General features: G+C 68.3%; 22 protein-coding genes. 11 read left to right on the forward strand and 11 right to left on the reverse strand.

What is annotated here, in order from left to right:
• Positions 1-40: 40 nt before the first annotated feature.
• The 4 genes from AC0KS4_RS10975 to bfr all read right to left on the reverse strand — a co-directional run bounded on the left by AC0KS4_RS10975 (position 41) and on the right by bfr (position 4183).
• Positions 41-922 carry a TIGR03854 family LLM class F420-dependent oxidoreductase gene (locus AC0KS4_RS10975; protein WP_225328856.1) on the reverse strand — a complete coding sequence of 294 codons (882 nt, stop codon included), beginning with the start codon at positions 920-922 and terminating at the stop codon, positions 41-43.
• 112 nt (positions 923-1034) lie between these two features.
• Positions 1035-1529 carry a carboxymuconolactone decarboxylase family protein gene (locus tag AC0KS4_RS10980; protein WP_225328855.1) on the reverse strand — a complete coding sequence of 165 codons (495 nt, stop codon included), beginning with the start codon at positions 1527-1529 and terminating at the stop codon, positions 1035-1037.
• Between the two features lie 65 nt (positions 1530-1594).
• Positions 1595-3667, reverse strand: a complete 2073-nt coding sequence (locus tag AC0KS4_RS10985; protein ID WP_225328854.1) for an MDR family MFS transporter — start codon at positions 3665-3667, stop codon at positions 1595-1597.
• A 36-nt stretch (positions 3668-3703) separates the two neighbouring features.
• Positions 3704-4183: a bacterioferritin gene (bfr, locus tag AC0KS4_RS10990; RefSeq protein WP_225328853.1), complete on the reverse strand. Its 480-nt coding sequence runs from the start codon at positions 4181-4183 to the stop codon at positions 3704-3706.
• Positions 4184-4522: 339 nt separating this feature from the next.
• Between bfr and AC0KS4_RS10995 the strand changes: the two genes are divergently transcribed.
• Positions 4523-4708, forward strand: coding sequence for a (2Fe-2S)-binding protein (locus AC0KS4_RS10995; protein WP_225328852.1), 186 nt, complete (start codon positions 4523-4525; stop codon positions 4706-4708).
• A 14-nt stretch (positions 4709-4722) separates the two neighbouring features.
• Here the strand turns inward: AC0KS4_RS10995 and AC0KS4_RS11000 are convergent, their stop codons facing one another.
• From AC0KS4_RS11000 to AC0KS4_RS11015, 4 genes are read right to left on the reverse strand one after another with little or no spacing between them, the layout of a single operon-like run.
• Positions 4723-5472 (reverse strand): enoyl-CoA hydratase/isomerase family protein, encoded by a 750-nt coding sequence (locus AC0KS4_RS11000; protein ID WP_225328851.1) that lies wholly within the window; start codon positions 5470-5472, stop codon positions 4723-4725.
• 18 nt (positions 5473-5490) lie between these two features.
• Positions 5491-5934, reverse strand: a complete 444-nt coding sequence (locus AC0KS4_RS11005) for a TIGR03618 family F420-dependent PPOX class oxidoreductase (RefSeq protein WP_225328850.1) — start codon at positions 5932-5934, stop codon at positions 5491-5493.
• 10 nt (positions 5935-5944) lie between these two features.
• Complete coding sequence (locus AC0KS4_RS11010; RefSeq protein WP_225328849.1) at positions 5945-6646, reverse strand: EthD domain-containing protein; 702 nt, start codon at positions 6644-6646, stop codon at positions 5945-5947.
• Positions 6647-6682: 36 nt separating this feature from the next.
• Positions 6683-7618, reverse strand: coding sequence for a hydrogen peroxide-inducible genes activator (locus AC0KS4_RS11015; protein WP_225328848.1), 936 nt, complete (start codon positions 7616-7618; stop codon positions 6683-6685).
• 102 nt (positions 7619-7720) lie between these two features.
• On the opposite strand from AC0KS4_RS11015, the gene AC0KS4_RS11020 reads away from it, so the two are divergent.
• Genes AC0KS4_RS11020 through AC0KS4_RS11030 form a run of 3 tightly spaced genes read left to right on the forward strand, consistent with a single transcriptional unit; the run spans position 7721 to position 10222 of the window.
• Complete coding sequence (locus tag AC0KS4_RS11020) at positions 7721-8308, forward strand: peroxiredoxin (protein ID WP_225328847.1); 588 nt, start codon at positions 7721-7723, stop codon at positions 8306-8308.
• Positions 8309-8346: 38 nt separating this feature from the next.
• Positions 8347-8883, forward strand: a complete 537-nt coding sequence (locus AC0KS4_RS11025) for an alkyl hydroperoxide reductase (RefSeq protein WP_225328846.1) — start codon at positions 8347-8349, stop codon at positions 8881-8883.
• Between the two features lie 10 nt (positions 8884-8893).
• A complete protein-coding gene (locus AC0KS4_RS11030; RefSeq protein WP_238955850.1) occupies positions 8894-10222 on the forward strand; it encodes an alpha-amylase family protein in 1329 nt (442 codons plus the stop codon).
• A gap of 107 nt (positions 10223-10329) precedes the next feature.
• Here AC0KS4_RS11030 and AC0KS4_RS11035 read toward each other — a convergent pair whose 3' ends face one another.
• Positions 10330-10767 carry a DUF1810 domain-containing protein gene (locus AC0KS4_RS11035; protein ID WP_225328844.1) on the reverse strand — a complete coding sequence of 146 codons (438 nt, stop codon included), beginning with the start codon at positions 10765-10767 and terminating at the stop codon, positions 10330-10332.
• 19 nt (positions 10768-10786) lie between these two features.
• Between AC0KS4_RS11035 and AC0KS4_RS11040 the strand changes: the two genes are divergently transcribed.
• From AC0KS4_RS11040 to AC0KS4_RS11070, 7 genes are all read left to right on the forward strand, one after another.
• Entirely contained in the window at positions 10787-12046 is a 1260-nt protein-coding gene (locus AC0KS4_RS11040; RefSeq protein ID WP_225328843.1) for an alpha-hydroxy acid oxidase, read from the forward strand.
• 122 nt (positions 12047-12168) lie between these two features.
• Positions 12169-14490 carry an endopeptidase La gene (gene lon, locus AC0KS4_RS11045; RefSeq protein ID WP_238955851.1) on the forward strand — a complete coding sequence of 774 codons (2322 nt, stop codon included), beginning with the start codon at positions 12169-12171 and terminating at the stop codon, positions 14488-14490.
• Between the two features lie 61 nt (positions 14491-14551).
• Positions 14552-14929 (forward strand): nitroreductase family deazaflavin-dependent oxidoreductase, encoded by a 378-nt coding sequence (locus AC0KS4_RS11050; RefSeq protein ID WP_374109746.1) that lies wholly within the window; start codon positions 14552-14554, stop codon positions 14927-14929.
• An 8-nt stretch (positions 14930-14937) separates the two neighbouring features.
• Positions 14938-15270, forward strand: a complete 333-nt coding sequence (locus tag AC0KS4_RS11055) for a TfoX/Sxy family protein (protein WP_238955852.1) — start codon at positions 14938-14940, stop codon at positions 15268-15270.
• Positions 15271-15311: 41 nt separating this feature from the next.
• On the forward strand, positions 15312-15938 hold the full coding sequence (locus tag AC0KS4_RS11060) for an endonuclease (protein WP_225328839.1): 627 nt from the start codon (positions 15312-15314) through the stop codon (positions 15936-15938).
• A gap of 7 nt (positions 15939-15945) precedes the next feature.
• A complete protein-coding gene (locus AC0KS4_RS11065; protein ID WP_238955853.1) occupies positions 15946-16671 on the forward strand; it encodes a DUF72 domain-containing protein in 726 nt (241 codons plus the stop codon).
• A gap of 46 nt (positions 16672-16717) precedes the next feature.
• Complete coding sequence (locus AC0KS4_RS11070) at positions 16718-17950, forward strand: NAD(P)/FAD-dependent oxidoreductase (protein ID WP_238955854.1); 1233 nt, start codon at positions 16718-16720, stop codon at positions 17948-17950.
• Here the strand turns inward: AC0KS4_RS11070 and AC0KS4_RS11075 are convergent.
• Positions 17924-20083: an NAD-dependent epimerase/dehydratase family protein gene (locus AC0KS4_RS11075; protein WP_225328836.1), complete on the reverse strand. Its 2160-nt coding sequence runs from the start codon at positions 20081-20083 to the stop codon at positions 17924-17926. The two genes, AC0KS4_RS11070 and AC0KS4_RS11075, sit on opposite strands and share 27 nt — an antisense overlap.
• A 112-nt stretch (positions 20084-20195) precedes the next feature.
• The gene (locus tag AC0KS4_RS11080; RefSeq protein WP_238955855.1) at positions 20196-21680 is read right to left on the reverse strand and encodes an acetyl-CoA acetyltransferase; all 1485 of its coding nucleotides are present in this window, start codon (positions 21678-21680) and stop codon (positions 20196-20198) included.
• Between the last annotated feature and the right edge of the window lie 65 nt (positions 21681-21745).

Raw genomic sequence — 21745 nt, forward strand, 5'->3', positions numbered from 1 at the left:
GCCCCGGTAGGGAGAACCGTGCCGTCGCCCGTGTGGCCGGTCAGTTCTGGCGGCCGACGAGTTCGGAGACGAACCGATAGAGGAACGCGTCCAGGGGCGCCTTACCGGCGGGCCGGATGACGAACTTCGTCAACCCCGCCGCGAGGTAGGCGTCCAGTTGGCGGTGCAGGGCATCCCACCCGGCGGCGATCAGCTCACCGGGGTCGAGGTCCGGTCGCCGCTTGCGGACCGCCGCGGCCAACTCCGCGGGCAGCTCGCCATCGGTGACGGCCAACGAGATCCCGAAGTGGTCGGGTTCGATGTGCCGGCCGGCCCGCTCCGCGGCGCGCTCGATCGCCTCCCGCCCGGCCCCGGCCTCCGCCGGGGTGAGGAAACTGCCCAGCCACCCGTCGCCCAGCGCCCCGATACGCCGAAACGCGGCCGGCGCCGACCCGCCCAACCAAATGTCCAGCGGCGGTGCCGGCTTCGGGGCGACGGCCGCGCCCGTGACGGTAAAGTATTCGCCCGTGAACGTGGCCGGCTCCCCTTCCAATGCCGCGCGCAACACCCGCAGCGACTCGTCGAACACCGCCGCCCGCTCGCCGTCGGGAACCACGAACACCTCGCGCTCGGCCGGAATCGCCGACCGCAGACCGAACACCGGAAGGACCCGCTTCGGGGCGACGGCCGCCAACGACGCCAACTGCTTGGCCACCAGCACCGGGTGCCGGCCGGGCAGCACCGCCACCGAGGTGCCCACCTTCAACCGGCTCGTCCGGGCGGGCGCGTACGCCATCCCGACCGTCGGGTCGACCGCCGGCGAGTACACCAGCTCGGAAAACCACAGCGAATCCACGCCGCTGGCCTCGAGATGATCGACGATGGCGGCCAACTGATTCGGAGCGGTGTCCGCACCCAGCCCGACGCCGAAACGAACCTTCACCGGCGCCTCCTAACGCGTGGTCTCACCCCTGGCGCAACGCCGCGGCTCCACCCTTTGTGCCCGCGGCGCGCGTCATCGCCCGGTTGCCCGGATTTCGGCGAGCCCAAAACGGCTATACGCGGCTGGGAATCGTCAGCTTGCAGGCCTGGCCGATGTCGAGGGTCCGCAGCACCCGACCCATGCCCACCCACAACGCGCAGGACAGCGCCAGGTCGGCCAGCAACTCATCGGAGAAGTGTCCGGCGCAGCGGCTCCAGAAGTCTTCGTCTTCGCGCAGGCCGGTGTGATCGGTGGCGAACCGGTCGGCGAACTCGGCCGCCAGCCGCTCCTGGTCGCTGTAACCGGGCCAGGTGCGCCACTCGTGGACGTGGTCGTACAGCTCTTCGTCGACGCCCGCGGCGGGCCCGTCTTCATCGCGGGTGTTGACGCAGACGACGCATTCGTTGCGGTGGGCGATCACGGCGCGCGCCACTTCGCGGGTGCGCAACGGCAACCGGTTCATGCTGTACACCGCCTCGCTGAAGCCGGCGAGCGCGCCGCCGATGTCCGGAGACTTCACAAACCAGCCGGCCAGGTCGTCGTCAGCAAATGTTCCGATTCGGCTCATGGCGTGATGGTACGCCCGCCTAAGGGCCCGGGTCGGGGTTGTCCGCAAACGGGTGTCGCCACCGGTTAGCGAGCGGGCGGACCGATCGCCGTGGTCGGCGTTTCCTCATGCCAATCGCGTTGGGCCAGAACCCGATGCGCGACGCGTTCGAGCGCGGCCTGCACCGCGCGGCGGTCCGGCCGGCCCTCGAAGCCCGGCGAGCGGGCGAGTTTGTCCACGAGCCAGGCCACCAGCAGCGAGTGCACGTAGCCGACTTGTTGGGCGCCGGCGGGGGTGAGCCACATCTGGTCGCCGTCGCTTTGCGCGTAACCGTTGGCCGCCAAGCGCGAGAACGTCGGCTCGAGAACCTCGAACGGTATCCGGTGATAGTCGGCCATGTCGGTGAGACGGGCGATCCCGTACACCTGCGTGTAGCGATTGATGCGCAAAACCCCCCATAGGCCGGCCACATCGAGCCGGCAATCGGGCCGCATGGCGATGCTGCGCAACCGCATGCCGGTTTCGCCGCGCAACATCCGCGCGATCGCGTTCTCCAGCATCTGGTCCGGTGTCTCGGTGGTCGGCATGCCGAACGCGTCGCCGAGATCGACTGTGCTGGCGTGGATGTCCCGCAGCGGGACCTCACGCAGGCACAGGGCCAGCACGAAACCGACCACGGCGACCGGCGCCGCCCACAAGAAAACCTCGGTGAGCGAATCGGCGTAGGCCGTCACGATGGGCGCGGCCACGTCAGGTGGCTGCCGGTGCAGGGCCCCGGGCGAACTGACCGCGCTGGGCGGCGCGCCGCTGGCGGCCAGGGCCGGACCGATGCGGCGATCGAGGAAGTTCACGAACAGCGAGCCGAATATCGCGGCGCCGAACGAACTTCCGATGGTGCGGAAGAACGTCACCCCCGACGTGGCGACGCCGAGATCTTCGAAGTTCGAGGTGTTTTGCACGATGAGAACCAGCACCTGCATGGACAGCCCGATGCCCGCGCCCAGGATGACCAGGTACAGCGACTGGATCAGGGTGGACGTGGACGGCTCCATCCGCGACATCAGCAGAAACGCCAGCGCCATCAGCGCGGTGCCGGCCACCGGAAAGATCTTGTAGCGGCCGGTGCGGCCGACCAGGATGCCGCTGCCCGTCGAGGTGATCAGCATCCCGACCACCATGGGCAGCGTCCGCAGGCCGGAGGTGGTCGCCGAAACGCCGTTGACATACTGCATATAGGTCGGCAGGAACGTCAGCGCGCCCAGCATGGCGAAACCCACGACGAAGGACAGCACGCAGCACACGGTGAACACCGGACTGGCGAACAACCGGATGGGCAGGATCGGCTCGGCGGCGCGACGTTCCACCACCACGAAAACACCCAGCGCCACCGCGGCGCCGACGAACAAGCCGATGATCGTCGGCGAGCCCCACGCGTACAGGGTCCCGCCCCAGCTGGTGGCCAGCGTCAGCCCCGCGGCGCCCAACCCGACGAACGCGATTCCGGAGTAGTCGATGATCGGTTTGGTCGACGCGCCCAGGGCCGGAATCGCCGCGGCGGCAACGAAAATCACGACCACCGAGATCGGCACGTTGATCCAGAACGCCCACCGCCAGGTCAGATAGTCGGTGAAGTAGCCGCCCAGCAAGGGACCGATGACGGTCGTGACGCCGAAGACCGCTCCGAGGATGCCCTGGTACCGGCCCCGCTCCCGCAGCGGAACGACCTCGCCGATCAGCGCGCTGGCGGTGACCGTGATGGCGCCGCCGCCGATCCCTTGCAGGGCACGCGATCCCACCAGCATGGCCATCGACTGGGACAACCCGCACAGCGCCGATCCGATGACGAAGAAGACGATGGCCGCCTGGAACACCCGCTTGCGCCCATAGGAGTCCCCAAGCTTGCCGGCCAGCGCGGTGACGACGGTCGACGCGAGCAGATAGCTGGTGACCACCCAGGACTGGTGGCCGGCGTCGCCCAGGTTGGCGACGATCGTCGGCAGCGCCGTGGCGACGATGGTCTGGTCCAACGCCGCGAGTAGCATCCCGAGCACGATCGCGACGAAGATCAGGTTGCGCCGTTGCGGACTGATCAGCTCGCCGCTGGCCGCGGAATTCGCCGCCGGGGTCGCCTGGGTCACCGCTGCTCTCGGGCTCGTCATGCCGGCCCGACGTTACCTACGTCGCCGCCGCCCGCGTCAGCTGGGTGGCCGGGAGACGCACTGCGCCGAGTAGAGCTCCACGCCCAGCTTGTCCATCAACTCCAGCTGGGTCTCGAGGTAGTCGATGTGCTTTTCCTCGTCGGCCACGATGTCCTCGAACAGCGTGGCGGTGGTGGAGTCCTGCTTGTCCCGGCATAAGACGATGGCCGGCTTGAGGCGCTCCATCACCTCGTATTCAATGGCCAGGTCGGCCTCGAATTGCTCACGCAAGGTCTGGCCGATGCGCAGCGAGAAGAGGCGCTGGTAGTTCGGCAACCCGTCGAGCAACAGGATACGATCGGTGATCGCCTCGGCGTGTCGCATCTCATCGAAAGACTCGGCGCGGGTGTGCTCAGCTAACTCGGTGAAACCCCAGTTGTCCTGCATCTTGGAGTGCAGGAAGTATTGGTTGATCGCGGTGAGCTCGCTGGTCAACTGCTCGTTGAGCAGACGCAAAACTTCCGGATCCCCTTGCATTTTCACTCCTACGGTGGCTGCGGCTGGCATGTTCGGCCGCGGTCGGTGCGCTGGGCTGGAGCGCACAAACCCGGCCTGTAGCAGCACTTTGCCACGGCCGCCGCAAATGTTCTAGCAAGGTTTGGCTGCGCTCAGTGCGTTGCCGAGCTAGTCTAAGCACCCTGTTGTTAGGTTAGACTGCACTAATCAGGTTAGGTTAGACTCCACTAATATGCGGCATGTTCGTTCGGCACCTCCGGCCGGGGCCTCGAGTCCCCGGGAGGCCAGGCGCGGGGCGGACATCCGGTCACTCGGACGAGTTGTCGACGAAGGGGATGCCCAGATGCATGAGGTGCGCTGATGTACGTGTGCCTGTGCGTCGGGGCTACCAGTCAAACCGTGTGCGACGTCGTCGCGCAGGGCGCGTCGACCTCCAAGGAAATCGCCGCCGCATGCGGGGCGGGCGGTGACTGCGGTCGCTGCCGGCGCACCCTGCGCGCGATCCTCGCCGACTCGGCGAAGTTAGAGACGGCGCCGTTGGCCTGACGCCGAACGCCGCTTCAGCCCTTATTGAAATCGGCCAGCGCCGCCGCGTTGGCTTGCGCACCCATGAGCTCGGCGAAGTGCGCGTTCTCGCGCGCGGTGGCCGCGGCGATCTCGGGGCGGACCGGCTCCATCATCGTGTGTTTGACGGCCATCAAGCTCGAAATCGGCCGGGAGGCAAGGATTTCGGCGTGGTGGCGGGCCTGCGGCAGCAGCTCGTCCGGTTGGCACACCCGCCAAACCAGGCCCATCCGCAACGCCTCCTCGGCGTCGACCCATTCGGACGACATCAACAGCCACGCGGCGTTCTGCCGGCCCACCAGCTGCGGCAGCAGATAGGACGACGCCGCCTCCGGGGCTACACCCAAGCTGGTGAACGGGCACTTCAGGCGGGCCGTCGAGGACATGAACGTCAGATCGGCATAGCCCAGAATCGTGGCGCCGATCCCCACCCCGACACCGTTGACCGCGCAGATCAGTGGTTTGGGAAAGGCGCTGAGCGCGTTGATGAGTCCGATGAAGCCGTGCTTGCCCGGGGTGAAGTCCGGGTCCGTGATGCGGGCCTGCATCTCGCCCAGGTCGGTACCGGCGCTGAACCCGCGACCCGCACCGGTCAGCAGGACCACGGCCACCTCGGGATCGTCGGCGGCGGCCAGCAGTGCCTCGGCCGTGGCGTCATAGAGGGCTTCGTTGAAGGCGTTGAGCGCCTCCGGCCGGTTCAGCGTGAGGGTGCGTACCCGGTTGTCGTCATCGATCTGCAGCGTCACCCCCGCAGCCTAGCGAGGCTAACCATTGCTGTAGACGCGGGTCGGCGCGATCAGCACCACGGCGCGCCCCTCCGAAGCCATCACCCGGTCGTACTCGTCCCAGTTGTCGTGGGTGCCGCCCGCTGCGGTGAACACATCGCGCAGCAGCACTCGTAGCCGATCGGGATCCGTCAGCCATGGCTGGGTGTCGTCGGGGCCGACCAGCTCCGCGCGGCCCTCGACCGTCGCCCACTGCCACCCGTTGCGGAAGGTAATCGCCAACTGCGGCCGGGCGCGCAGGTTGGCCAGCTTGACCCTGCCGTAGGTGGTAAACCCCAGGACCGGTTGACCATTCGCCGGGTGTGACAACAGGCCGACGTTGACCAGCGACGCCTGCACCGTCCCGTCAGCGCGAACGGTCGATACGACGGCCAGTCCGCTTTCGGCCGCGGCCAATGCCACGGCGTCGCGCAGTGTCGTCATCGTGTCATCCTCAGTCCCCGAACGGCGTGCTGATGACGTAGCGGCTCGTCGGCACGGTGTCGATGTTCTCGTTGGCGCCAAAGGCCGTCGTGCTGGCCACCATTCGTCCCAATCGATGTTGTAGATCGTCGTCGTCGGCGGCTCCGAAGAACGCCTGAAGATCGGTGATCGCCTCCGCAGGGAACAACTCCTCGACGATGCCCGCGATTCCCGGCGCGTCCGGGGTGAGCGTGCGCACCACCCAATTCTGGGTGTAGCCGAACGTCGACTGTGTCTCGATGGCTACCGGCGTGTGGTCGCGTTGCCACCGGGTCAGCCACGTCGCCTGGTCCATGTCCGCGGGCCGGCGCAGCAACGCGATGTTGGCCAAACCCGGTGTGCGGGAACCAGACTCGACGGCAGGTGCGCTCAGCGGGACCGATTCGGTCACCAGGTACGCGGCGAGCTGCTCACACTCCTTTGCGAGCAGCTCGAGCGCGGACGTCATCTGCTCGCCGTAGCACTGCTGGGTCCACATGCTCACCACCGCGGCGACCGGTGGGTCCAGCGTCGTGAGCGTCATCAACGACTGGCGCACGGCGTCGTCACGGACATTGACCGACAATCCGAGCACACCCAGCTCCAGCAGCGCATCGGCGACCGGCCCCCGCTGCCGGGCGCACCAATCGTCGTCGGAGTCGGCGCGCATGAGCACGGCGATTACCTTTTCCATAGGCCGAACCTACCGGTGCGGGGCCGCCGGGCAGGTCTACTTCGCCAGGCGCACTTGGTGCTGGCTGCTGATCAATTTCCCGATGAGCGCGGCCAGCTGGCGGTAGGACTCGTCGCGACCGCTCGATGAGCGGTAGACCAAGCCGATTCGCCGGCCCGGGCGCGGCGCCGCGAACTGCGCCAGGCCCAGGCGGCTTCGCGAGGCCTCGACCGGCACCGCGCTCTGCGGGATCAGCGTCACGCCCAAACCGCCTGTCACGCATTGCACCGCGGTGGCCAGTGAGGCCGCCCGGGTGTTGGCGAGCTCCGCTCGGACCCCCGCCTTGTGGCAGACGTCCAGCGCCTGATCGCGCAGGCAATGCCCCTCGTCCAGCAGCAGCAGTGGCAGGTCGGCCAGCGCCGTCGCCGGAACGCGGCGCTTGCCCGCCAGCGGATGGCCGGGGGGCAGGGCGAGAACGAAATCTTCGTCGTAGATGGGGATCGCGCTGACGCCTGCGGTCTCGGCGGGCAGGGCGATCAATGCCGCATCCAATGCCCCTTCGCGCAAGACCGCCAGCAACCGTTCGGTCTGGTCCTCGGTCACCCGCAGGGTCAGCTCCGGGAGTTGCTCGGCCACCCCGGCCAGCACGGTCGGCAGCACGTAGGGCGCCACGGTGGGTATCAGCCCCAGCCGCATGTCGGTCCGCAACGGGTCCGAGGTTCCCGCCGCGGCGGCGGTGAACGCGTCGGCCGCCTCGACGACGGCCTGGGCCCGCGGCAACAACTCCGTGCCCTGGGGTGTCAAGAAGACACGCCGTGTCGAGCGCTCGACGAGGCGGGTGGCCAGTCCCGTCTCCAGCGCGGAGAGGGCCTGCGAGAGCGTCGACTGGCTGACCCCGAGAGCGGTTGCGGCACCGCTGAATTGGTGCTTCTCGGCCACCGCCACGAACGCGCGAAGGCCGGCGATCGTCGGCTGATAACTCTTATCGGACATGCCTATAAGTATAGTGGGAAATATCACCTTTACTTCAACAAGGGTAGGCGGCAACATGGTGGCAGAAAGCTAATCTTGAGTAAATCCAAATAAGGAGCGGATATGCCTCTGCTGACCATCGGCGACCAGTTCCCCGACTACGAGCTCACTGCGTTGATCGCGGGCGATCTGTCCAAGGTCGACGCCAAGCAGCCCGACGACTACTTCACCACCATCACCTCCGAGGACCACGCCGGCAAGTGGCGCGTGGTGTTCTTCTGGCCGAAGGACTTCACCTTCGTGTGCCCGACCGAGATCGCCGCCTTCGGCAAGCTCAACGACGAGTTCTCCGACCGCGACGCACAGGTTCTGGGTGTCTCGATCGACAGCGAGTTCGTGCACTTCAACTGGCGCGCGCAGCACGAGGACCTCAAGAAGCTGCCCTTCCCGATGCTCTCGGACATCAAGCGGGAGCTGAGCCTGGCCACCGGCGTGCTCAACGCCGACGGCGTGGCCGACCGGGCGACCTTCCTCGTCGACCCCAACAACGAGATCCAGTTCGTTTCGGTCACCGCGGGTTCGGTGGGCCGCAACGTCGAGGAAGTGCTGCGCGTGCTCGACGCACTGCAGTCCGACGAGTTGTGCGCGTGCAACTGGCGCAAGGGCGACCCGACGCTGGACGCCACCGAGTTGCTCAAGCAGTCGGCCTGATCCGGGCCTGATCCCGTAGGGTCTGAATAGGAGGCGAGATGAGCGTAGAGAATCTCAAGGAAGCGCTGCCGGAGTACGCCAAGGACCTCAAGCTCAACCTGGGCTCGATCACCCGCACGACCGAGCTCAACGAGGAGCAGCTGTGGGGCACGCTCTTGGCGAGCGCCGCGGCGACTCGGAACACGCAGGTGCTCAGCGAGATTGGCGCCGAGGCGGCCGACATCTTGTCCGCGGAGGCATACAACGCGGCGCTGGGAGCGGCATCGGTCATGGCCATGAACAACGTGTTCTACCGTGGCCGGGGATTCCTCGACGGCAAGTACGACGACCTGCGCGCGGGATTGCGGATGAACATCATCGCCAATCCCGGTGTGGAAAAGGCGAACTTCGAGCTGTGGTGCTTCGCGGTGTCGTCGATCAACGGATGCCCGGACTGCGTGGCTTCCCATGAGCACACGCTGCGCGAGGCCGGTGTCAGCCGGGAAACCATCCAGGAGGCACTGAAGGCCGCGGCGATCGTTTCCGGTGTGGCCCAGGCGATTGTCGCTTCCCAGACGCTGGCGACCGTCGGCTGATCGCGCCGTCGTGACCAGCGCCGTGCCGGGACCCGACTGGGTCCAGCACGCCATCTGGTGGCAGGTCTACCCGCTGGGGTTCGTGGGCGCGTTCCCCGTACCGCAGTCAAACGAGCCGCCGCAACCGGACGAACACCGGTTGCGGCGGCTCGTCGACTGGTTGGACCACGCCATCGAACTCGGGGCATCGGGCATCGCGCTGGGCCCGATCTTCGCCTCGCGCACACACGGTTACGACACCACCGACCACTACCGCATCGATCCCCGGCTCGGTGACGACGCCGATTTCGATCACCTCGTCGCCGAAGCGCACCGACGCGGCCTGCGCGTCCTGCTCGACGGCGTGTTCAACCACGTCGGGGTGGATTTCCCGCGCCATCGCGAGGCGGCCGAGGACGACGCCGCGGCGCGCTGGTTTCGCGGGCGTCCCGGACGCTTTCACACGTTCGAGGGCCACGACGGGCTGATCACCCTCAACCACGACAACCCCGACGTCGTCGACTACACCGTCGAGGTAATGGCGCACTGGTTGGGGCGCGGCGCCGACGGCTGGCGCCTCGATGCGGCTTACGCCGTGCCCCAACAGTTCTGGGCCTCGACCTTGCCGCGCGTGCGCGAGCGCTATCCGCAGGCCTGGTTCGTCGGCGAACTCATCCACGGCGACTATGCCGCGGTCGTCGGGGCCGCCACCTTCGACTCGGCCACCCAATACGAGTTGTGGAAGGCGATCTGGAGCAGCCTCAACGATGGCAACTTCTTCGAACTGGACTGGGCGCTGCAGCGCCACAACGACTTTCTGAGCCGATTCGCGCCGCTGACGTTCATCGGCAATCACGACGTGACCCGCATCGCCAGCCGGATGGAAAACCCCGCGCATGCGGCCCACGCGCTGGTGTTACTGCTCACCATCGGCGGGGTGCCCAGCGTCTACGCGGGCGACGAGCTCGGTTTTCGCGGCGTCAAGGAAGAACGTTTCGGCGGCGACGACGCGGTTCGTCCCGAATTCGGCTCTCCCCCACTGCAACTGGATGACGTCGGTGTCGAGACCTGGGCGCTGCACCAGTACCTGGTCGGGCTGCGACGCCGTCACCCCTGGCTGCATGCGGCATCCACCACCGCGCTGCGACTGGAAAACCGGCACTATATCTACGAGACGCGCAACGGTGACGACGCCCTGCTGGTGGTGCTCAACATCGACGACGAACCCCTGCGTGTGTCGTTGTCGGAGCTGGGTAAGGGACGCGCCCAGGTCATCGGCGGATCGGCGGCGCCGCCGCCGGACGTCGTCGACAGGCTGGTCGTGGAACCGCACGGCTGGCGAATCCTGCGTCCGGTCTAGGGGCGATCGCGAACGCGGCGTAGCCGGGCGAAGCGGGTCGCCCCATCTGGTCTAGGGGCGATCGCGAACGCGGCGTAGCCGGGCGAAGCGGGTCGCCGCCATCCGATCTAGTGCGACGCCAGGCGCGCCAGGGTCAGCTCGTCTTGGCGTCCGCCGTAATACTTCTCGAGCACCGCGACGAAGTCCCCGTCGTCCTCGGTGGCGTGGGCGAACAGCGTCATCGACGAGCACAGCTTGAGGTCATCGGGCGAACCGAAGATCTGCCCGACCGATCGCCCTTGCACCGCGGTGACCAGCCGGGCGCACTCGCGCAGCCGTGGGCCCAGCAGCTCATGGCGCAGGTACGCGCGAGCCTCGTCCAGCGAGGAGATGCCGTAGCGGACCGCGGTCGGGCTGCCGCCCAGGCCGCGCAGCTGCGGGAAGACGAACCACATCCAGTGACTGCGCTTTCGCCCGCCGCGTAACTCGTCGACGACATTGGCGTAGGCCGGCTCCTGGGCGTCCACAAAGCGTTGGAGATCGAACGGGTCGCCTGCCGAGTCCATACGACTACCGTTGCACAGTATGGAACTCGAAAGACGACAGGCCGTCCGACGACGAGTGCCCAAAGTGCGCGACCTCGCCCCGCTCCTGCAGTTCAAGCGGCCCGAGCTCAACGCGACCAAGCGCCGGCTCGACGCCGCCTACACCATCGAAGACCTGCGGCGCATCGCCAAACGGCGCACCCCCAAGGCGGCGTTCGACTACACCGACGGCGCCGCCGAAGACGAGCTGTCCATCGAACGCGCCCGACAAGCCTTCCGCGACATCGAATTTCATCCGACGATCCTGCGCGACGTCTCCCAAGTGACCGCAGGGTGGAACGTGCTCGGCCAGCCGGTCGTGCTGCCGTTCGCGATCGCGCCCACCGGATTCACCCGGCTGATGCACACCGAGGGCGAGATCGGCGGCGCGCACGCGGCGGCCAGGGCGGGGATCCCGTTTTCCCTGTCCACCTTGGGCACCTGCGCGATCGAGGACCTCGTCACCGCCGTCCCGCAGGGCCGCAAGTGGTTTCAGCTCTACATGTGGCGCGACCGCGAACGCTCGATGGAGCTGGTGAAACGCGCGGCCGACGCCGGCTTCGACACCCTGCTGGCCACCGTGGACGTCCCGGTCTCCGGCGCGCGGCTGCGCGACAACCGCAACGGGATGACGATCCCGCCCACGCTGACGCTGCGCACCGTGCTGGACGCGTTGCCCCACCCGAAGTGGTGGTTCGATCTGTTGACCACCGAGCCGTTGGCGTTTGCGTCGCTGGACCGCTGGCCCGGCACGGTCGCCGAATACCTGAGCACGATGTTCGACCCGAGTCTCACGTTCGACGACCTGGAGTGGATCAAGGAGCGATGGCCCGGCAAGCTCGTCGTGAAAGGGATTCAGACGCTTGCCGATGCCCGCGCGGTCGTCGACCGCGGCGTCGACGGCATCGTGTTGTCCAATCACGGTGGGCGCCAACTGGATCGGGCGCCGGTGCCGTTCCATCTGCTGCCCACGGTGGCGCGTGAGCTGGGTCAGCACACCGAGATCCTGGTGGACACCGGCATCATGTCGGGCGCCGACATCGTCGCGGCGATCGCGCTCGGCGCCCGGTGCACGCTGGTCGGGCGGGCGTACCTGTACGGCCTGATGGCCGGCGGTGAGGCGGGGGTGAGCCGTGCGATCGACATCCTGGCCGAAGGGGTGATCCGGACCATGCGCCTGCTCGGCGTCACGTGCCTCGAGGAGCTTTCGCCCCAGCACGTCACGCAGCTGCGGCGGCTGGGCCCCGTGCCGCCAGCGTGAAGCTGGCCGCACACTCGGGCCTCAATGTGAGGCTGGCCGCACACTCGCGACCGCGGGGCCCACGGGAACAAACCGGCGCCCGGCTGGGTTAAGCGCATCAGACTCAACTTTTGGAGGATTTGATGGCTGAAGCCAAGTCGGTGCCGGTGCTGTTTGTCACCGACACCATCGTGCTGCCCGGAATGGTGGTGCCGATCGCGCTGGACGACGCGGCCCGCGCGGCGACCGACGCCGCCCAGGCCAGCGAGTCGGGGCAGCTGCTGATCGCCCCCCGGCTCGAGGACCGGTACCCCTCGCACGGCGTGATCGCGAAGATCCTGCAGGTCGGGCGCATCGCCGGCGGCGGCACCGCCGCGGTGGTGCGCGGTGAGCGCAGGGCCCAGATCGGGGCGGGCGCATCCGGCCCCGGGGCGGCGCTGTGGGTCGAGGTGACCGAGGTCCCCGAGACCGAGGCGACCGACGAGATCAAGGCGCTGACAGCGGAATACAAGAAGCTGCTGCTGGCCATGCTGCAACGCCGCGAGGCCTGGGAGATCATCGACTACGTCAACCGGCTGACCGATCCGTCGGCGCTGGCCGACACCTCCGGGTACGCGTCCTACCTGACCAACACGCAGAAGAGACAGCTGCTGGAGACGATCGACGTCGCCGAGCGGCTGCGCGTGCTGATCGACTGGACCAGCGATCACCTCGCCGAGGTCGAGGTCAGCGACAAGATCGCCGAAGACGTGCGCGAGGGCATGGAGAAGACGCAGAAGGAATTCCTGCTGCGCCAGCAGCTGGCCGCCATCCGCAAGGAACTGGGCGAGGGCGAACCCGACGGCTCGGATGATTACCGGGCCCGCGTCGAGCAGGCCGATCTGCCCGAGACGGTGCGCGAGGCGGCGCTGCGCGAGGTCGGCAAGCTGGAACGCTCGAGCGACCAGAGCCCGGAGAGCGGCTGGATTCGCACCTGGCTGGACACCGTGCTCGACCTGCCGTGGAACGTCAAGACCGAGGATTCCACCGACCTGAAGGCGGCGCGGGAGGTGCTGGACGCCGATCACCACGGCCTCGACGACGTCAAAGATCGCATCGTCGAATACCTCGCCGTGCGGGCCCGTCGCGCCCAGCGCGGGCTGCAGGTGGTCGGCGGGCGCGGCTCCGGCGCCGTGATGGTCCTGGCCGGTCCCCCCGGCGTCGGCAAGACGTCGCTGGGTGAGAGCGTGGCCCGCGCGTTGGGCCGCAAGTTCGTCCGCGTCGCCCTGGGCGGCGTGCGCGACGAGGCCGAGATCCGCGGGCACCGTCGCACCTACGTGGGCGCGTTGCCGGGCCGGATCGTGCGCGCGATCGGTGAGGCGGGATCGATGAATCCCGTTGTGCTGCTGGACGAAATCGACAAGGTCGGTTCCGACTACCGCGGCGACCCGAGCGCGGCGCTGCTCGAGGTGCTCGACCCGGCGCAGAACCACACCTTCCGGGACCACTACCTGGATCTGGACCTGGATCTGTCCGATGTGGTGTTCCTGGCCACCGCCAACGTGATCGAGAACATCCCGTCGGCCCTGCTGGACCGCATGGAGCTGGTGACCATCGACGGCTACACCGAGGACGACAAGGTCGCCATCGCGCGGGACTACCTGCTGCCCCGGCAGCGGGAGCGCGCGGCGCTGACCGAGGACGAGGTCGCGGTGACCGACGCGGCGCTGCGCAAGATCGCCGCCGACTACACCCGCGAACCCGGTGTGCGACAGTTCGAACGGCTGCTGGCCAAGGCGCTGCGCAAGGCGACCACCAGGCTGGCCGACCATCCGGGACCGATCACCATCGATGAGCCGGATCTGGTTGACTACCTGGGCCGTCCGCGGTTCATGCCGGAATCGGCCGAACGGACGGCGGTGCCCGGTGTGGCCACCGGCCTGGCCGTGACGGGCCTGGGCGGTGACGTGCTCTACATCGAGGCCGGCTCCACCGACGGTGAGCCGGGCCTGCAACTGACGGGCCAACTGGGTGACGTGATGAAGGAGTCGGCGCAGATCGCGCTGTCCTACGTGCGCTCGCACTCCGCCGAGCTCGGTGTGGATCCCAAGGCCCTGGACCGGCGCATCCACGTGCACGTGCCGGCGGGCGCGGTGCCCAAGGACGGCCCGTCGGCCGGTGTCACCATGGTGACCGCCCTGGTCTCCATGGCCACCGGACGCCAGGTCCGCTCCGACGTCGGCATGACCGGCGAGGTCACGCTGAACGGCCGGGTGCTGCCCATCGGCGGTGTGAAGCAAAAGCTGCTGGCCGCCCAACGCGCCGGGCTGTCAACGGTTTTCATTCCATCGCGCAATGAGCCGGATCTCGATGACGTGCCCGCCGAGGTGCTCGAGGCGCTGGACGTGCGGCCCATGACCGACGTCGCCGAGATCGTGGCCCAGGCGCTCGAACCGCCGGCCGGGGCCGCCACGGTGGCCGCCTGATCTCGACGCCGGGCGTGACCCAGGGCTTTCCCCGTGGTCACGCCCGGCGTTGAATGAACCCGTGACTCTCAAACGACAAGTGGTCCATCGTGTTCAACGCCTGCTGGTCAATCCGGTCGGCCGGCAGCTGCCCATGACCATGCTCGAAACAACGGGACGCAAGAGCGGGCAACCGCGGCGCACCGCGGTGGGCGGGCGCGTCGTGGACAACCAGTTCTGGATGGTCTCCGAACACGGCGAACACTCGGACTACATCCGCAATATCAAAGCCGATCCCGCTGTGCGGGTGCGCGTCGCCGGCAAATGGCGCAACGGCACCGCCCACCTCCTGCCCGACGACGACGCGGTGCAGCGCCTGGGCAACCTGCCGCGGCTGAACAGCGCGATGGTGCGCCTGATGGGCAGCGACCTGCTGACCGTCCGAGTCGATCTCGACTGACCCGGCGCATGGCCTACGACGAAGACCTGGCCAATCGGATCCGCGAACTGCTCGCAGGCCAGCCCGGCATCGACGAGAAGCGCATGTTCGGCGGTCTGGCGTTCCTGGTCAACGGCAACATGTCGGTGGCCGTCAGCGGCCAGGGCGGACTGTTGGTGCGGGTGCCGCGCGAGGACACCGACAAACTCGCCGGGCGCGCGCACGTCGGCCCCATGGTGATGGCCGGGCGGGAAGCCCGGGGCTGGTTGCGCGTCGAGGCCGCCGGGGTGCAAACCAAACGCCAGCTTCACAGTTGGGTCACCCGCGGCGTCGAGCACGCCCGCAGCCTGCCGCCCAAATAGCGAGCGGTTTGCCCCGGCAGCGTGGGGGTACGCGATGCGGTATGGACTCCCGGGTGCGACGGCTGCTCGACGTTGCCGGCACGACTTATGCGGCACAGGCGCGCATCACGATGAGCGACAAGCCGATGCCGCTGTTCCAGCTTCTCGTGCTGTGCATGCTGGCCAGCAAACCCATCGACGCGGCCATCGCCATGGGCGCCGCGCGTGAACTCTTCAAGGCGGGCCTGCGGACGCCCAAAGCGGTGCTGGCCGCGGATCGACAAACCATGATCGACGCCTTCGGGCGCGCGCACTACGTGCGTTACGACGAGAGCTCGGCCACCCGGCTCACCGATATGGCCCAACGGATTCGCGACGACTACTCGGGTGATCTGCGTGAACTGGCCGATCGCAGTGGGCACGATGTGGCCGCGGCGAAACGGATGCTCAAGCAATTCAAGGGAATTGGCGACACCGGTGCCGACATCTACCTCCGCGAGGTGCAGGACGTGTGGACCTGGGTGCGCCCGTACTTCGATGATCGGGCCACCGGGACCGCCAAGCGGTTGGGGCTGCCCGCTGAGCCGAAGAAGCTGGGAACCCTTGCGCCGCGGGATAATGCGCGGCTGGCCGCCGCTCTGGTCAGGGCGTCGCTGGACGACGATGTGCGTCAGCAGGTGGCTGGCTGAGCGCGCAGTGGCCATACGTATCGGTACCTCGGGGTGGTCGTACAACCACTGGAACGATGTGCTGTATCCACCGGGAACACCGTCGGCGCGCCGTCTCGCCCGCTATGTCGAGGTGTTCGACACCGTCGAACTGAACGCCAGTTTCTACCGGTGGCCCAAGGATTCGACGTTCGAGGGCTGGCGCGATCAGCTGCCGGACGGCTTCGCGATGTCGGTCAAGGCGCATCGCGGTCTGACGCACTACCGTCGCCTGGCCTCCCCCGAGCCGTGGATCGAACGATTCGAACGGTGCTGGCAACTCCTGGGTGATCGCCGTGGCGTGCTGCTGGTACAACTGCACCCCGAACAGCAGCGCGATGACGCGCGCCTGGATTCGTTCTTACAGCTCATGCCCGCGTCGATCCGCGTCGCCGTCGAACTGCGGCACCCGTCGTGGAATCACCCCGCGGTGTTCGAGATATTGGAGCGCCATCGCGCCGCGTATGTGGTCATGAGTGGGCTCGGCCTTGCGTGCATTCCCCGCGCGACGACCGATTTGGTGTACATCCGGATGCACGGGCCGGATCCGGAGGCGAACTATGCCGGTTCCTACACCGACGACGACTTGCGGCGCTGGGCCGACCGGATCACCGCGTGGGACGGTGACGGAAAAGACGTGTGGATGTACTTCAACAACGACCTGGGCGGCCACGCGGTCCGCAATGCGCTCGACCTGCGCGAGCTGTTGCGTTGAGCGCCCACGGGTAGGCTGAAAAATCCAGGAGAACGGAGCACGAACCATGGCCAATTCGACCAGCTTCGTCATCATCGGCGGCGGACTCGCGGCAGCCAAAGCCATAGAAGCGTTGCGCGACAACAGTTTTGATGGACACATCATTGTGTTCGCCGACGAGGAGCATCTGCCCTACGAGCGGCCCCCGCTGTCGAAGGACTATCTGGCCGGCAAAAAGTCGCTGAACGATTTCACCGTGCAGAACTCCGACTGGTACCGCGACAACAACGTCGACCTCCGGCTCAACACGCGGGTGACCGCCCTGGACGCGGCCGGCCACACCGTGGGGTTGCCCGACGGCGCCACCGTTCCCTACGACAAGCTGCTGTTGGCGACGGGATCGGCCTCGCGGCGCCCGCCGATACCGGGATCGGACTCCGGCGGTGTGCATTACCTACGCACCTATGAAGACGCCGCCGCGTTGAATGCCGTGCTGACCGAAGGGACTTCGCTCGCGGTCGTCGGGGCCGGGTGGATCGGGCTGGAAGTGGCCGCGAGTGCGCGTCAGCGAGGCGTCGACGTCACCGTCGTCGAAGCCGCCAAACAACCGCTGATGGCCGCGCTGGGTGAGACCGTCGGCGAGGTGTTCGCCGCCCTGCATCGCGAGCACGGGGTGGATCTTCGGCTCGAGACGCAGGTCGAGGAGATCACCCGGGCCGACGGTTCGGCGACCGGCCTGCGAATGCGGGACGGCGAGACGATCGCCGCCGACGCCGTGCTGGTGGCCGTCGGCGCCAAACCCAACATCGAACTGGCCGAGCAGGCCGGGCTCTCCCTGGGTGACGGCGGGGTGCTCGTCGACGCGTCGTTGCGCACCAGCGATCCCGACATCTATGCGGTCGGCGACATCGCCGCCGCCGAACACCCCCTATTCGGCACCCGCATCCGCACCGAGCACTGGGCCAACGCGCTCAAGCAGCCCGCCGTGGCGGCGGCTGGGATGCTGGGCAGGCCAAGCGAATACGCGGAGCTACCCTATTTCTTCACCGATCAATACGACCTCGGCATGGAGTACGCCGGCCACGCCCCCAGCTTTGAGCGGGTGGTGTTCCGCGGCGATGTCGCCGGCCGCGAGTTCGTCGCCTTCTGGCTCGACGGCGAGAACCGGGTGCTGGCCGGAATGAACGTCAACATCTGGGACGTGCTTGACGACGTCAAAGCGCTGATCCGCTCCAAGGCGTCCGTCGACCCCGCCAAACTGGCCGACCCGCAATCACCCCTGGGCGAGCTGCTCGGCTGAGCCGTCCTCGGCGGTGGGCTCGGCGCCCGAGCCGTCGGCGCCGGGCGGGACGGGCGCCCAGGCTCCGTCGATGACGTCCGGTGGGCACTGCGCCTGCAGGCGTTCGCGTTCGGTGCGGCGGCGTTTGATCCGCAGCCGCGCGTCGCCCGGCATGGTGACCAGTTCATTGCAGGTCAAGTAGTACACGTCGTCGACGGCGTCGATCAGGTCCGCCTCGACCCGCAGAGATCCCAACGCGCGCAACGTCATCCGCAGCTCGTGCGTGAACCGCATCGTGGTGTCGTGGGCCAGCTCCCGCGAACCGCGCGCGTTGGCGGCAAGCCGCTCGGCCAGCGTGGCCGACGCGGGGTCGGGGGGCGCGGCCGCCGCGGCGGCGGTCAGCAACATCGTCGGGTCGTCGGCGAAGGTCGTGCTGGCCAGCTCGGCCTCGCCCGGGCCGCGGTGCCCGATGCGTGCGACGACCGCATCCACGGTGGCGGCGGTCTTCGGTGACAGCGCACGAATGCTCGCGAGGTTGCCCTCGGCCGCCAGCCCGCACAACGGCGGGTCGGCCCGCAGCGCCGACGCCAACTCCGCGATCTCCGCCGCGACGAGCCCGCTGTCGGTGATCATGCCCATCCCCGGCACGCTGCGGCCGGCCTGGCGGCGGACCGGCGCCGCGGCGCTGACACCGGTGTCGATCAACCAGAGCGCGTTGAGGATCCAGCCTTGGTGGATCCGGTCGCGCAACAGCCGCAGCCGCACTTCCAGAGCGGCTTCGGGCAGCAACGCCAGTTGGGTGGCATCGAGGTGCTCGGCTTCCGCGACGGCGCAATACGCCCGGGTGTCGGCCCGCAGGTGACGCAAGAGCGCAACCGACCGTCCCGCGGCGACCGCCTTGGCGACCGAGCCAAGCGCGCCCGTCGTCCCGGCCGGCTCGCCGAACGGCAGCGGATCGCCGACCTGGGGCTGGCCGACGAGGGCGTCGCGGACCACGGCGTCCTGGTCCCACCCGGGCAGCTGGCCGGCCGCGACCATGTTGACCGACACCCCGACGTAGGCGCGGTGCCCGAACACCGCGATGGCCCGGCTGCCCCATTCGGCCTCGGCCACGCCGCCGAGCGCGAGCACCTGTCCCAACACCCGGCTCGCGGTGCGCAGCCCGCTCAGCTGGACGTCCAGCGTGATCGGGGTGAGCGGTCCGGGCAGCGCCTCGGCCAGCGCGGCGCCGCTGAAAACCGGGAACCGCGCATCGATCTGATCGTCGAATTCGCCTTCCATGCCTTCCGGCGCGGCGGTGCGCACGTCGTCGCCGGCCGGTCGCCGGGATTGCGGCAGCACCTCGACGGGCAGCGCGAGCTGTCCCCCCTGGTTGATCGCGCCGGCGGTGTCGAGCCGGCGCCCGACGAGTCCGCGCGCGGTGTCGGCGACCGCGTCAAGCGCGTGCCAGCCGTACTCGAACATCCAATCCTCTTGTGCCGCAGCGACGTCGAACTCCGGCATCAGCTGCGCCCAACTGCGGACCCGATGCAGCCGGGAGCGTGGGTCGGTGGCTCGCAACACCCGCCAGGCCGTGACCATGTTGACGGTGTCCGGGCTGGCGAGGTCCACCACGCCGGTGCGATCGGTGTTCAAAGACAGGACCAGAAAACGCATCAGGTCGTCGAGATGCAGCACGCGCATGGGTTGCGCGGAGACCTTGCTGCGCAACAGCGTGGCCACGGTGCGGCACACCATCCAGTCGAGTTGGCGCCCGACCGGTGGCGCGATCCGGATGACCGCGGTGGGCCCCCAACTCGAGGACACCAGGTCCTCCGCCGGTCGATACAGCTCGGGCCGGCCCGCGGCCTGCGACACGAACAACAGACGGGAACCGGCCCGGGCCGCCGCGTCGGTGACCCGCGCCAGCCCGTCCATGCCGGCGCTGCCGGGCGCGGTGGGATCGATCGGGGCCAGATGGATGACCGCGTCGGCCTCGTCGGTGAGTTCCCGCAAGACGCGGTCGCGCAGCGATGCGCAAACAAATTCGACGTTGCGGTCCAGGCAGGGATGCGGGAGCTCAGCAATGCCGCTGACCGTGTGCCCGGCAGCGATGAGCTGCCCAGCGACCAGGCGCCCGAGTGCGCCGGTGGCGTCGGTAACCAGGATGTGCACCTGGGCTCACCTCCCCCAACCCTCAGCACTCAACAATAGGCAAGTCGGCCTGGGCTACGCGACCGTTACCGCACGATCGGCGCCCTGACCTGGCGTCGTGCCCGCGACGGGCCTATTGCAGCGAAGCGCTGCCGTCCGCGGCGACGGCAACCTTGGCGCCACCGATATCTTCACGCACCGATGCCTGCGTCGCGGCGTCATCGGTGACCACGGCCAGCGCACGCGACCCATCGGGTGTGCGCACGGCCAGAAAGGCCTTCTCCGGCCGCCCCTCGCGGTCGTACGGCGTGGTCCAGGCCTCGACGGTGCCGACACCCTCCCACTCGACCACCGCGTCGGTCGTCGGCTCCCGATCGACGGCCGGTTGCGTGTCCTCCCAACGAAATTCGGCCGGCGGTTCGGTGCTGTAGACGCCGAAGCTGTGTTTGGTCAGGTAGCCGCCGTTGGCGGTGATCAGCCCGCGCCGGCCCGGATTGGCCACCAGCAACTCCGCCATGGTGGCGATCGAATGCATCACGTAGTTGCTCCACGGGCCGCCGGCGAACGTCAGCCCGCCGGTCACGGTCAGCGGCCGGGCGGGGTCGTCGACCCCCAGCCCGAGTTCGGCCGCCGCCACTTGCACCGCGGAGGGAAAGCACGAGTACAGGTCGACGTAGTCGACGTCGTCGATGCCCAGCCCGGCCAACTCGAGCGCGCGTGCACCGGCGATCCGGATGGCCGTGGACCGGTGCAGTTCGTGACGCTCCGCGATGGACGGTGTGTCGTGCGCGTCGGTGCCCGCGTGCGGGTACACCCATTGATCGGCCGGGATCTTCAGCCTCCTGGCCTGCTCGACCGAGGTCAGGACGAGCGCCGCGCCCTGGTCGACCATGTTGTTGGAGTTCATCAGCTTGGTGTAGGGCCAGCTGATCATGCGGTTCTGCGGGCCCGCCCGGCGGATCTCGTCGGCGCTCGACGGCGTGCGGATCCATGCGTGCGGGTTGTCGACCGCCACCGCGTTGAACCGCGCCCACAGCTCCCCGATGCGCTCGAGGTGATCGTCGATCGACTCGCCGTTTGCCACCCGCAGCGCCTCCTCGAACAGCGGGTAGACGTAGGAAGGCCGGTCGAGCTGGATCCTGATCTCGGCGTCGCCGGCCATCGGGACGTCGTCGCCGCTGACCTCGGCCATCGGCACGGAGCGGTCCTGCTCGGTCCACACCAGCTTGCCGCCCTGGGCCCGCAGCCCCCGCCGGGTACGCCAGGTTTCGGCGCCGGCCAGCAGCACGACGCCCGCGCGGCCGCGCTGGATGTCCAGGCAGGCCTGGTTGAGCAGGGATTGCGGCACATTGCCGCCGACCGGGCTGTACAGCGTGGTGAAGTCGGAGGCGCCGATGCGCTGGCCGAGCAACAGGCCGGGATCGCGGTACTGGGCCGACAGGATGTTCACGATCCGAATGGAATCGACGGCCTCGATCACCGCGGTGCCGGCGGCCCGCTCGACGGCGGCCACCATCAGGTCCATCGGCTCGACGGACCGCTTCGACGGGTCGATCTCGTCGCGATGGTTGACCTGGCCGTAGCCGACCAACACCGGGGTCCTGGGGTCGACGGTCATACGACGAACTTATCGGACCCCCAACGGGCGGCTCGCCGCACATTCGGCCGCGAGCGTGCGGCTGG

The organism is Mycobacterium sp. NTMscope_MAC_12, assembly GCF_976985675.1.

Coding starts and splice junctions, on each gene's coding strand:
- AC0KS4_RS10980 (WP_225328855.1), bottom strand. CDS start 1,529: ATGAGCCGAATCGGAACATTTGCTGACGACGACCTGGCCGGCTGGTTT.
- AC0KS4_RS10985 (WP_225328854.1), bottom strand. CDS start 3,667: ATGACGAGCCCGAGAGCAGCGGTGACCCAGGCGACCCCGGCGGCGAAT.
- bfr (WP_225328853.1), bottom strand. CDS start 4,183: ATGCAAGGGGATCCGGAAGTTTTGCGTCTGCTCAACGAGCAGTTGACC.
- AC0KS4_RS10995 (WP_225328852.1), top strand. CDS start 4,523: ATGTACGTGTGCCTGTGCGTCGGGGCTACCAGTCAAACCGTGTGCGAC.
- AC0KS4_RS11005 (WP_225328850.1), bottom strand. CDS start 5,934: ATGACGACACTGCGCGACGCCGTGGCATTGGCCGCGGCCGAAAGCGGA.
- AC0KS4_RS11010 (WP_225328849.1), bottom strand. CDS start 6,646: ATGGAAAAGGTAATCGCCGTGCTCATGCGCGCCGACTCCGACGACGAT.
- AC0KS4_RS11015 (WP_225328848.1), bottom strand. CDS start 7,618: ATGTCCGATAAGAGTTATCAGCCGACGATCGCCGGCCTTCGCGCGTTC.
- AC0KS4_RS11020 (WP_225328847.1), top strand. CDS start 7,721: ATGCCTCTGCTGACCATCGGCGACCAGTTCCCCGACTACGAGCTCACT.
- AC0KS4_RS11025 (WP_225328846.1), top strand. CDS start 8,347: ATGAGCGTAGAGAATCTCAAGGAAGCGCTGCCGGAGTACGCCAAGGAC.
- AC0KS4_RS11035 (WP_225328844.1), bottom strand. CDS start 10,767: ATGGACTCGGCAGGCGACCCGTTCGATCTCCAACGCTTTGTGGACGCC.
- AC0KS4_RS11040 (WP_225328843.1), top strand. CDS start 10,787: ATGGAACTCGAAAGACGACAGGCCGTCCGACGACGAGTGCCCAAAGTG.
- lon (WP_238955851.1), top strand. CDS start 12,169: ATGGCTGAAGCCAAGTCGGTGCCGGTGCTGTTTGTCACCGACACCATC.
- AC0KS4_RS11055 (WP_238955852.1), top strand. CDS start 14,938: ATGGCCTACGACGAAGACCTGGCCAATCGGATCCGCGAACTGCTCGCA.
- AC0KS4_RS11060 (WP_225328839.1), top strand. CDS start 15,312: ATGGACTCCCGGGTGCGACGGCTGCTCGACGTTGCCGGCACGACTTAT.
- AC0KS4_RS11070 (WP_238955854.1), top strand. CDS start 16,718: ATGGCCAATTCGACCAGCTTCGTCATCATCGGCGGCGGACTCGCGGCA.
- AC0KS4_RS11080 (WP_238955855.1), bottom strand. CDS start 21,680: ATGACCGTCGACCCCAGGACCCCGGTGTTGGTCGGCTACGGCCAGGTC.